Annotated in this window: 12 protein-coding genes; 9 read left to right on the top strand and 3 right to left on the bottom strand. The window is 61.0% G+C overall.

Translation table 11 applies throughout. The features are described from left to right. Positions 1–180: 180 nt before the first annotated feature. The 3 genes from ACIGDJ_RS26005 to trxA all read left to right on the top strand — a co-directional run bounded on the left by ACIGDJ_RS26005 (position 181) and on the right by trxA (position 2,300). Positions 181–645: a YbaY family lipoprotein gene (locus ACIGDJ_RS26005; protein ID WP_123420068.1), complete on the top strand. Its 465-nt coding sequence runs from the start codon at positions 181–183 to the stop codon at positions 643–645. Then, complete coding sequence (locus tag ACIGDJ_RS26000) at positions 642–1,298, top strand: class I SAM-dependent methyltransferase (protein WP_397479113.1); 657 nt, start codon at positions 642–644, stop codon at positions 1,296–1,298. Before ACIGDJ_RS26005 ends, ACIGDJ_RS26000 begins: the two co-directional genes overlap by 4 nt. Positions 1,299–1,427: 129 nt before the next feature. Beyond that, entirely contained in the window at positions 1,428–2,300 is an 873-nt protein-coding gene (trxA, locus tag ACIGDJ_RS25995; RefSeq protein WP_397479114.1) for a thioredoxin, read from the top strand. A 4-nt stretch (positions 2,301–2,304) separates the two neighbouring features. On the opposite strand, the gene ACIGDJ_RS25990 is transcribed toward trxA, so the two are convergent. Continuing rightward, positions 2,305–2,664: a hypothetical protein gene (locus tag ACIGDJ_RS25990; RefSeq protein WP_101160727.1), complete on the bottom strand. Its 360-nt coding sequence runs from the start codon at positions 2,662–2,664 to the stop codon at positions 2,305–2,307. A gap of 128 nt (positions 2,665–2,792) precedes the next feature. Here ACIGDJ_RS25990 and ACIGDJ_RS25985 point away from each other — a divergent pair, with 128 nt between their 5' ends. The 6 genes from ACIGDJ_RS25985 (at position 2,793) to ACIGDJ_RS25960 (ending at position 7,663) form a co-directional block, all read left to right on the top strand. Then, a complete protein-coding gene (locus tag ACIGDJ_RS25985) occupies positions 2,793–3,359 on the top strand; it encodes a hypothetical protein (protein WP_024014498.1) in 567 nt (188 codons plus the stop codon). 155 nt (positions 3,360–3,514) lie between these two features. Beyond that, the gene (locus ACIGDJ_RS25980) at positions 3,515–4,108 is read left to right on the top strand and encodes a DUF2796 domain-containing protein (RefSeq protein ID WP_397479115.1); all 594 of its coding nucleotides are present in this window, start codon (positions 3,515–3,517) and stop codon (positions 4,106–4,108) included. Positions 4,109–4,235: 127 nt separating this feature from the next. Next, positions 4,236–4,946, top strand: a complete 711-nt coding sequence (locus ACIGDJ_RS25975; protein WP_101160733.1) for an ABC transporter ATP-binding protein — start codon at positions 4,236–4,238, stop codon at positions 4,944–4,946. A gap of 1 nt (position 4,947) precedes the next feature. Further along, a complete protein-coding gene (locus ACIGDJ_RS25970) occupies positions 4,948–6,213 on the top strand; it encodes an ABC transporter permease (protein ID WP_397479116.1) in 1,266 nt (421 codons plus the stop codon). Between the two features lie 11 nt (positions 6,214–6,224). Further along, on the top strand, positions 6,225–6,743 hold the full coding sequence (locus ACIGDJ_RS25965) for a DUF3299 domain-containing protein (protein WP_236168764.1): 519 nt from the start codon (positions 6,225–6,227) through the stop codon (positions 6,741–6,743). 221 nt (positions 6,744–6,964) lie between these two features. Further along, entirely contained in the window at positions 6,965–7,663 is a 699-nt protein-coding gene (locus ACIGDJ_RS25960; RefSeq protein ID WP_101160738.1) for an OmpW family protein, read from the top strand. 184 nt (positions 7,664–7,847) lie between these two features. Here ACIGDJ_RS25960 and ACIGDJ_RS25955 read toward each other — a convergent pair whose 3' ends face one another. Further along, a complete protein-coding gene (locus ACIGDJ_RS25955) occupies positions 7,848–8,780 on the bottom strand; it encodes an NAD-dependent epimerase/dehydratase family protein (RefSeq protein WP_397479117.1) in 933 nt (310 codons plus the stop codon). After that, positions 8,773–9,657, bottom strand: a complete 885-nt coding sequence (locus ACIGDJ_RS25950; protein WP_101160744.1) for a sugar nucleotide-binding protein — start codon at positions 9,655–9,657, stop codon at positions 8,773–8,775. The genes ACIGDJ_RS25955 and ACIGDJ_RS25950 overlap by 8 nt, the downstream gene beginning before the upstream one ends. Positions 9,658–9,906 lie beyond the last annotated feature (249 nt).

Genomic DNA, 9,906 nt, shown 5'->3' with positions numbered 1-9,906 from the left:
GACGCGAGTCGATGACCTTGGTGTCGTTGGCACCGCAGAAGGGACAGTGCATGGTGGCTGGCAACAAAAAATGGGAGGGCCATGGTAGCGCATCCCCGTGGCAAGACAAGCCATAGGCTTTGCGGTATACAGAACGGCATGATCGTCTGATCCATGGAATTCATTCTGCCGGAGCCTCCAATGCCGTTACGTCCGCTCGTTCTGCTCAGTCTTTTCAGCCTGCTGGTGGCCTGTGGCAGCGACGCACCCAAGCCGCAACCGCCGACGCCAGGCCCCGCGCCGCAGCAGGCGCAGAAAAAAGCCAAAGAGGCCGCCGAACTCGGCCCGCTGCCGGCGCATCAGCGCGAATTGAGCGGCACCCTGCAAGGGGTGCCGGCCGGCGCCGAAGTCGAACTGGCGCTGCTGGTGATCGATGAAAAGGATCGCCCGCAACAATTGCTCGCCAGTTCCAGCCTGATCGGCAACAACCAGATCCTGCCGTTTCATCTGCGCTTCAACCCCGAAGCGTTTCCGGTCGGCGCGCGAGTTGAGCTGCGCGGTCGCGCCAGCCAGTCCGGGCAACTTATTCTGCATCTGCCGTCGCAGACGATCACTCAACCGACCACTCAGGCTCTGGGCCAGCTGCAATTTGTCAAAGCACCATGAAGGCACCGCTCGACCTGCAGCAGGCTTTGGGGGAATTGCTCGGCGACGCCAGACTCAAAGCCTGCACGCTGCCCGGCACCGATTTGCAGTTGTGGTTGATCGACGGCGACAACATGGCCCGCGCATTCAGCCAGGAAGAGACCCAACGCATCCTGCACGAGCCACCCTATTGGAGTTTTTGCTGGGCCAGCGGCTTGGCCGTGGCGCGTTACCTGGCTGAGTGTCCCGAGTGGGTGCGCGGCAAGCGCGTGCTGGATTTCGGCGCCGGCTCGGGGATTGCCGGGATCGCGGCGGTGAAGGCCGGAGCGCTGGAAGTGGTGGCCTGCGATCTCGATCCGCTGGCGATCGCCGCGTGCCGGGCGAATGCCGAGCTCAACGATGTGCAGATGAGTTATTCGACGGATTTCTTTGCCGAGGCCGATCGCTTCGATCTGATTCTGGTCGCCGACGTCCTGTACGACCGCGCCAACCTGCCGCTGCTCGATGCGTTTCTCAGTCGAGGCCGCGAGGCGCTGGTGGCGGATTCGCGGGTTCGGGATTTTCGTCACCCGTTGTATGAGCGAATTGAAATGCTCGAGGCGATGACCTTGCCGGATCTGGCCGAGCCAGAGGAATTCAGACATGTCAGCCTCTACCATGCGCGGCGTGATTGACGCCGCCAAAAGATCGCAGCCTTCGGCAGCTCCTGCTTTCGATCGCCTACCCCTGTGGGAGCTGCCGAAGGCTGCGATCTTTTGCGCCACCCCTTATAGTGCGGTCATTGACGCTTAGAGAGATCCCCCATGAGTCAGCAAACGCCGTACATCTTCGACGCCACGACTGCCGATTTCGACCAGTCAGTGATCGAAGCCTCCTTCAACAAACCGGTGCTGGTGGATTTCTGGGCCGAGTGGTGTGCGCCGTGCAAGGCGCTGATGCCGATGCTGCAAGGCATTGCCGAGAGCTATCAAGGCGAGTTGCTGCTGGCCAAGGTCAATTGCGACGTCGAGCAGGACATCGTCGCCCGCTTCGGCATTCGCAGCCTGCCGACCGTGGTGCTGTTCAAGGACGGGCAACCGGTCGACGGTTTCGCCGGCGCACAACCGGAGTCCGCCGTGCGCGCCCTGCTTGAACCGCATGTGCAGATGCCCCCGCCGGCCGCTGCCGACCCGTTCGAACAGGCTCAGGCGATGTTCGACGACGGTCACTTCGCCGAGGCCGAAGCGGCGCTGGTCGCCCTGCTCAATGAAGACAACACCAACGCCAAAGCGCTGATCCTTTATGCCCGTTGCCTGACCGAGCGCGGTGAGCTGGGCGAAGCGCAAACTGTGCTCGACGCGGTCAAGAGCGATGAACACAAAGCCGCACTGGCCGGTGCCAAAGCGCAGATCCACTTCCTCGGCCTCGCCCGCGACCTACCGGACGCCGCCGACCTGAAAAGCCGCCTGGCGCAAAATCCTCAGGATGATGAAGCGGTGTACCAACTGGCGATCCAGCAACTGGCGCGCCAGCAGTACGACGCGGCCCTGGACGCCCTGCTCAAACTGTTCATCCGCAACCGCAGCTACGGCGAAGGGTTGCCACACAAGACTCTGCTGCAAGTGTTCGAACTGCTGGGCAATGATCATCCGTTGGTGACGGCTTACCGTCGCAAAGTGTTTGCGGCGCTGTATTAAGGCCTTACCCGATCCAGCTATAGAGCGGCGTATCCCCGCCGCTCGCCACCTTCACTTCGGAACTGTGGCGTAAACGCACGAGCAAACGCTTGCCCGCCGCCGCACTGCCGGTCAGCGCTTCCAGTTGCTCGAGCAGATCCGGCCCACTGAGCTGGCCGGCCTTGCGCAACAAGTCTTTGGCCACCTGCCACAGCGCATCATCCTGATTCACCGGCTTCGCCGCCGAAGCCGACGCCACTGTCTCAGACTGCGCAACCGGCGCCTGCCCGCTTAACGCGGAACCCAGCCTCGCCCAATCGCTGTCATCCAGCTCCACCGTCAAATCCACCGGCACCTCGCCGACCATTCCGCGTATCCGCAACATCGAGTTCGCTCCTGCACTTTTCTGACCTGCATGCTCCCATGGGGCTTGTGCAACGCCAAGTAAAGTCGTCCAGTGTGGCGGTTATCGAGCATTCATCTAGAGTGTTCTTTTTCTCACAGCACCATGTAATGAAACGCCCTTATTCGCTCCTCCTCATAATTCCGTTTTTGCTCATCGTGGCATGGCGCATCTGGTTGCCTGCCGATCTTTCGGCTTGTCCCGCTGATGGGGAAACTGCAGGTCCACTGACTCTTGTCATTCGTGATTACTTTGAGCGCAACAGCCGGACCGACTGGCGAGACATGGATGATCGTTTCGACATACTTTCAACCCCCGAAGGCCAGAGCATAGCGAGTCAACCGAATTCACACACTTGCGAAGCATTGCGGGTACTGCAGAGTCCGGCGTTCAGTCAGAGTGAAAAAATCTTCACCATGGCACTGATGTTCAGACTGCCAATCGACCAGTACATGGCCCTGATGGATCGCAGTCATCAACTCTACACGCAGGGCAAAATGGATAAGGAGGTGCTGACTCTGGTGGTATTTCCGCGCGGAACAGCCATCAACTACTGGTGGCTTCCGGCTTGGCGACAGCGTTTCAGTCGCGATGCCCCGAGCGTACTCGACGCAAATCTGATCAATGATGTTCTTTCGGGACACTATTGGTTCGACTATCCCGGCGCAGGCTTCTGATTCTGCAAGCATGACATCCAATCCCAGCACCGCCCGCAAACTCATCCCGGGCGGTGCTTAGCCATGTCTTGCGCAATCTCACGCGCACGGGCACACTCTGCGCACTTTCGTTATAAGATTACATAACAACTTTTTCATTTTTCTCGGAGTCCGTCATGCGTCGTTTGCTGCTCGCTTTGCCGTTTGCCCTGTTGCCGCTGGCCGCTGCCCATGCGGTTGATGAGCACGATCACGACCACGAGCACGGCAGCCTCGGCGCGCATGAGCATGGCGTGGGTCGCCTGAATGCCGCGCTCGACGGTCAGACCCTGGAGCTTGAGCTTGAAAGCCCGGCGATGAATCTGGTCGGTTTTGAACACGCCGCGACGTCGGACGCCGACAAGGCCAAAGTGGCCGCCGCTCGTGCGCAGCTGGAAAAACCATTGGCCCTGTTCAGTCTGCCGGCAGCAGCCGGTTGCAAAGTGGTCGGCCAGGAACTGGAAAGCCCGCTGTTCGGCGACAAGCCGGATGCCGACAATCACGACGAAGATGAAGCGGACAAGGACGGTCACGAGCATCACCACGACCACAGCGAAATCCATGCGCATTACCAGTTCAACTGCGCCGCACCGGGGGCGCTGAACACGCTGGATCTGGCGAACATCTTCAAGACCTTCCCTGCAACGCAGAAGATTGAGGTACAACTGATCAGCGCCAGCGGCCAGCAAGGCGCGGAAGTGACGGCGAAATCGGCTGCGCTGAAATTCTGAAGCGAATGAAGATCCCCTGTAGGAGCTGCCGAAGGCTGCGATCTTTTGATTGTGCAGATCAAGATCAAAAGATCGCAGCCTTCGGCAGCTCCTACAGAGATCCGTGTCCAACCATGAAATCGGCGCCATGACCCAAGCACTCATCGAACTCGCAAACCTGGGCTTCAACTGGCCCGGTCACCCGCCGCTGCTGGACATCCCGGCGTTTCGTCTGGAAGCCGGCGAAACCCTGTTCCTCAAAGGCCCCAGCGGCAGCGGCAAGACCACTCTGCTCGGCTTGCTTGGCGGGGTGCAGAAGCCGGGCCGTGGCAGCATTCGCCTGCTCGGCCAGGAACTGACCGAGCTCTCCGCCGGTGCTCGCGACACCTTTCGTGTCGATCACACCGGCTACATTTTCCAGCAATTCAATCTGTTGCCGTTTCTTTCGGTGCGCGAGAACGTCGAACTGCCCTGTCATTTTTCGAAACTGCGCGCCCAGCGAGCGAAACAGCGTCACGGCAGTGTCGACCAGGCCGCCGCGACCTTGCTCGCCCATTTGGGTTTGAAGGACGAAAGCATCCTCAGCCGGCGCGCCGATTCATTGTCGATCGGCCAGCAACAACGGGTCGCCGCCGCGCGCGCACTGATCGGCCAACCGGAACTGGTGATCGCCGACGAACCGACGTCAGCGCTGGATTACGACGCCCGCGAGAATTTCATTCGGCTGTTGTTCGCCGAGTGCCGCGAGGCCGGGTCGAGTCTGTTGTTCGTCAGCCATGACCAGAGCCTGGCGCCGCTGTTCGATCGTCACCTGTCCCTGGCCGAACTCAATCGCGCCGCTACGTCTGCCGAGGTCTGAGATGTATCTGTTTCGTCTGGCCATGGCCAGCCTGGCCAATCGCCGTTTCACCGCGTTGCTCACCGCGTTCGCCATCGCTTTATCAGTGTGCTTGCTGCTGGCGGTCGAGCGCGTGCGCACCGAAGCCAAAGCCAGTTTCGCCAGCACCATCAGCGGCACCGACTTGATTGTCGGCGCGCGCTCCGGTTCGGTAAACCTGCTGTTGTACTCGGTGTTTCGCATCGGCAATGCCACCAACAATATTCGCTGGGACAGCTTCGAGCACTTCGCCAACAACCCGAAAGTGAAGTGGGCGATCCCGATGTCCCTCGGCGATTCCCATCGCGGTTATCGCGTGATGGGCACCACCGAAGCCTACTTCGAGCACTACCAGTACGGTCGCCGGCAGCACTTGGCGCTGGCCGACGGACGTGCGTTTGCGACAGATCCGTTCGAAGTGGTGCTCGGCGCCGAAGTGGCCGAAGCCCTGCACTACAAGCTCGGCGACAAACTGGTGCTGGCCCACGGCGTGGCGGCGATCAGCCTGGTCAAGCACGACGACAAACCGTTCACCGTGGTCGGCATCCTGCAGCGCACCGGCACGCCGGTGGACCGCACGCTGCACATCAGCCTCGGCGGCATGGAAGCGATTCACATCGATTGGCACAACGGTGTACCGGCGCGCGGCAACGGGCGGATCAGCGCTGATCAGGCGCGCAACATGGACCTGACGCCGCAAGCGATCACCGCGTTCATGCTCGGCCTCAACAGCAAGATTTCCACCTTCGCCCTGCAACGCGACATCAACGAATACCGGGGCGAGCCGATGCTGGCGATTCTGCCGGGCGTGGCCTTGCAGGAATTGTGGAGCCTGATGAGCACCGCTGAAAAAGCGCTGTTCGTGGTCTCGCTGTTCGTCGTGCTGACCGGGTTGATCGGTATGCTCACGGCAATTCTCACCAGCCTCAACGAGCGCCGCCGCGAGATGGCGATTCTGCGTTCGGTGGGCGCGCGACCGTGGCACATCGCAAGTCTGCTGGTGCTGGAAGCCTTTGCTTTGGCGCTGACCGGGGTGATTGCCGGGCTCGCGTTGCTGTACATCGGCATCGCCGCTGCGCAAGGTTACGTGCAGGCCAATTACGGCTTGTACCTGCCGCTGGCATGGCCGAGCGAGTATGAATGGACGCTGCTCGGTGGCATTCTGGCGGCCGCGCTGCTGATGGGCAGCGTGCCGGCCTGGCGCGCGTATCGCCAATCAGTGGCCGATGGCCTGTCGATCCGTTTATGAGGATGTTCACCATGCCCCGCGCCCTGCTAGCGCTGCTGATGCTGGTCGCCCTGCCCGTGTGGGCAGCGGCGCCGAAAGACCTGACCTGGTCGGAAATGATCCCGCCGGACGCCGCGCCGGAAGTACCCAACATGACCCCGCTGCACGACCTGTCGAAGATGGGCGACGCACTTTCCGCCGAGTCCGCACCAGCGGCCAAACAGGACATGCCCAATGCCCCGGTAGTGAAGAGCCTCGACGGACAGAACATTCGCCTGCCCGGTTACATCGTGCCGCTGGAAGTCAGCGAAGAGGGGCGCACCACGGACTTCTTGCTGGTGCCGTATTTCGGCGCCTGCATCCACGTACCGCCACCGCCGTCGAACCAGATCGTCCATGTGAAAAGCGAACTGGGCGTGAAGCTTGATGAGCTGTATCAGCCTTACTGGGTTGAGGGGCCGTTGCAGGTGAAAGCCTCGAGCAGTGAACTGGCCGATGCCGGGTATCAGATGGAGGCGGACAAGATTTATGCGTACGAATTGCCGGAGTAAGGCCCGGTAGTTTTGTGTTGTTTGTCCTATAGCCTTCGCGAGCAAGCCCGCTCCCACATTTGCAACGCATTCCCCTGTGGGAGCGGGCTTGCTCGCGAAAGGGCCAGCACAGACACCGCAAAAATCCGGGGTTTCACTGTTTCATTGAGCTGAGTCAAAACACCGTATCAGACGGCTTCGTACCCTAGGACATCGAATTTTTATGTCCTTTCGGAGCCCCCATGAACAAGTCCTTGCTCAGCGCCTCGCTGTTTGCCCTCGCGCTCTCAGCCCCGCTCGCCCACGCTCACGAGGCAGGCGATATTCTCGTGCGCGCTGGCGCGATCACCGTCAACCCGAAGGCCGACAGCTCCAGCGTCAAGGTCGATCAGGGTCCGCTGAGTGGCACCAATCTGGGCGGCAAGGCGACCATGAGCAGCGACACCCAGCTGGGTCTGAACTTCGCCTACATGCTCACCAACAACATCGGTATCGAATTGCTGGCCGCCACGCCGTTCGAGCATGACGTCAAGCTCAAGGGCACCGCGCTGCCCGCCGCCAATGGCAAGCTCGGCACCCTGAAACACTTGCCGCCGACTCTCAGCGTCGTCTACTACCCGCTGGATTCGAAATCGGCCTTCCAGCCCTACGTCGGTGGGGGCATCAACTACACCTGGATCTACGACGAGCACGTCGGCAGCGAAGCCAGCGCCAACGGCTTCAGCAACTTCAAGGCGAAAAATTCCTGGGGCCTGGCCTGGCAGGTCGGCGCCGATTACATGATCACCGACAACATCATGCTCAACGCCCAAGTGCGTTACATCGACATCGACACCCGCGCGACCGTCGAGAACAACGCCGTCGCACCGGGCACCCGTGCACGGGTGAATGTGGACGTCGATCCGTTCATCTACATGGTCGGTCTGGGCTACAAGTTCTAAGCCGGGTTTTTACCGAACGTTCACGTGGTGGTGAATGAGGCTGAGTGGCGGGCAGACGCAGAACTGACGACGACCGTACGCAGTCGATCGGGGGACAACATTCCCTCGCCACAGGGATAGCGATATTCCGGCCGTGAAAAAGGCGCCTGATGATGGGCGCCTTTTTCATGTCCGAAAGCTTGTTTCATCCGCGCCCGAGCAAGCGCGCCAAGCCCACACTCATCGGCGTCTGCGGCGGCATTTCGAAGCGCTGCAGCAAGCGTCGGTTATCGGCTCGCGAATGGCGGATATCCCCCGAACGTGCCGGCGCGTAGCCCACGGGCGGCAGTTCACCGACCACCGATTTCAATGCTTCGAGCATCTGCTTCAGGCTCATCGCCTGGTTCCAGCCAACGTTGACCGCCCCTTCCTGCACCTCGGGCTTTTCCAGCGCCTGCACCAGCAAATCGACCAGATCACCGACATACAGAAAATCGCGGGTCTGCTCGCCATCGCCAAACACGGTGATCGGCAAACCTTTCGAGGCGCGTTCGCTGAAGATGCTGATCACTCCGGAATACGGCGAGGACGGATCCTGACGTGGACCGAAAATGTTGAAGAAGCGGAAAATCGCCGGCTCCAGGCCATGCTGGCGGCGGTAGAAATCGAAGTACTGCTCACCGGCCAGTTTGTCCGAGGCATAGGGTGTCAGCGGTGCTTTTGGCGTGTCTTCATCAATCGACTCACCCTCGCCATTGTTGCCGTACACCGCCGCGCTGGAGGCATACACCACACGTTTGACCCCGGCCAGGCGCATGGCTTCGCAGACATTCAGGGTGCCGATGAAATTGCTCTGGTGGGTTTTCACCGGATCATCCACCGAGGCCTGCACCGAGGCCACCGCCGCCAGATGCGCAACAGCGTTGCAACCTTGCATGGCGCGGGCAACCAGTGCGGCATCGGCGACATCACCGACCACCAGTTCAACCTTTGGATTGTCCAACGGCAGGTTGCTGCGCTTGCCGGTCGACAGGTCGTCGAGCACGCGCACCGAATAGTCCTTGGCGAGCAAGGCATCGGTCAGGTGCGAACCGATGAATCCGGCTCCGCCCGTGATTAAAACCTTTGCTTCAGCCATGTCGGTAGAACCTGTCCAGTAGGCTCGGGAGCGCAGCACGCCAGGCGCGCGGCTTGATCCCGAAAGTGTGGAGAATTTTCTTGCAGGCCAGCACCGCATGTTGCGGTTCCTCGGCGGCGTCCGGGCGCGCGGCGTGCGCCTGCGCGGTCGGTGCTTCGATCGCCAGCGGATGCAGACTGCGTGCTTCGGTGAGAATCGCCTGGCCCAGCGCCAGCGGCGTGGTCGCTTCATGGCCGGCGTAGTGATAGGTGCCCCAGAGCGGCGCGGCGCAGTCGAGTTGTTTGAGCACCGAGATGATCACGCGTGCGGCATCGTCGACCGGAGTCGGATTACCGCGACGGTCATCGGCCAGCAGCAACTCTTCGGGTTTTTCCGCGCGGGCGAGGAAGCGCCCGAGAGTGCCGTCCGCACTGTCGTCGAGCAGCCAGCCAAAACGCAGCAATACATGTTGCGGGCAGGTTGCGCGCACGCTTTGCTCGATGCGCCACAAGGCCTGACCGCGCAGGCCCAACGGCACCGGTTCGTCTTTTTCGCTGTAAGCCGTGGCCCGCGAGCCGTCGAACACGCGATAGCTCGACGGCTGTACGAGGACAATGTTGTGGTGCTGGCACAGTTCGGCCAGACGCTCGATGGCGCGCTCCTGGCCAGTCATGCGGCTTTCGCTGACGCTCTCGGCCTGGAACCAGTCGAAATAGTAGGCGAGGTTGATCAACGCATCGGGACGGGTGTCGTCGAGCAATTGTGTGAGGCTCGCGGCATCCCAGCCATTTTCGGGCGGGCGGGGGGCAAGAAAACCGATGTCTTCTTCCGCACCGAGGCGAATCAGCGCCTGCCCAAGGGCATTTCCGCCGCCCAGTAACATAAGGCGCATTCGCATAGAGTCAGCAGGCCCAGTCTGATTGGAACGATGGCTTTAGCGACGGATCTCGTGGAACCGTCGTCGATAATTGCCGGAATCGTTGCATTTTGCGGGTTTAGTGCGCAACCGTCATCCGCAAAGTGTGTATCGCCAGGATTTGTGTTGTGGCAATTGCCCCCTTCGCGAGCAAGCTCGCTCCCACATGGGCACGCGGTCAACTGTGGGAGCGAGCTTGCTCGCGAGGGGCACTGCCAGACAGCCGAGATC

Source organism: Pseudomonas sp. NPDC079367 (assembly GCF_044542195.1).
Lineage (GTDB): Bacteria > Pseudomonadota > Gammaproteobacteria > Pseudomonadales > Pseudomonadaceae > Aquipseudomonas.
This window is presented reverse-complemented; position numbering and strand designations above follow the sequence as displayed.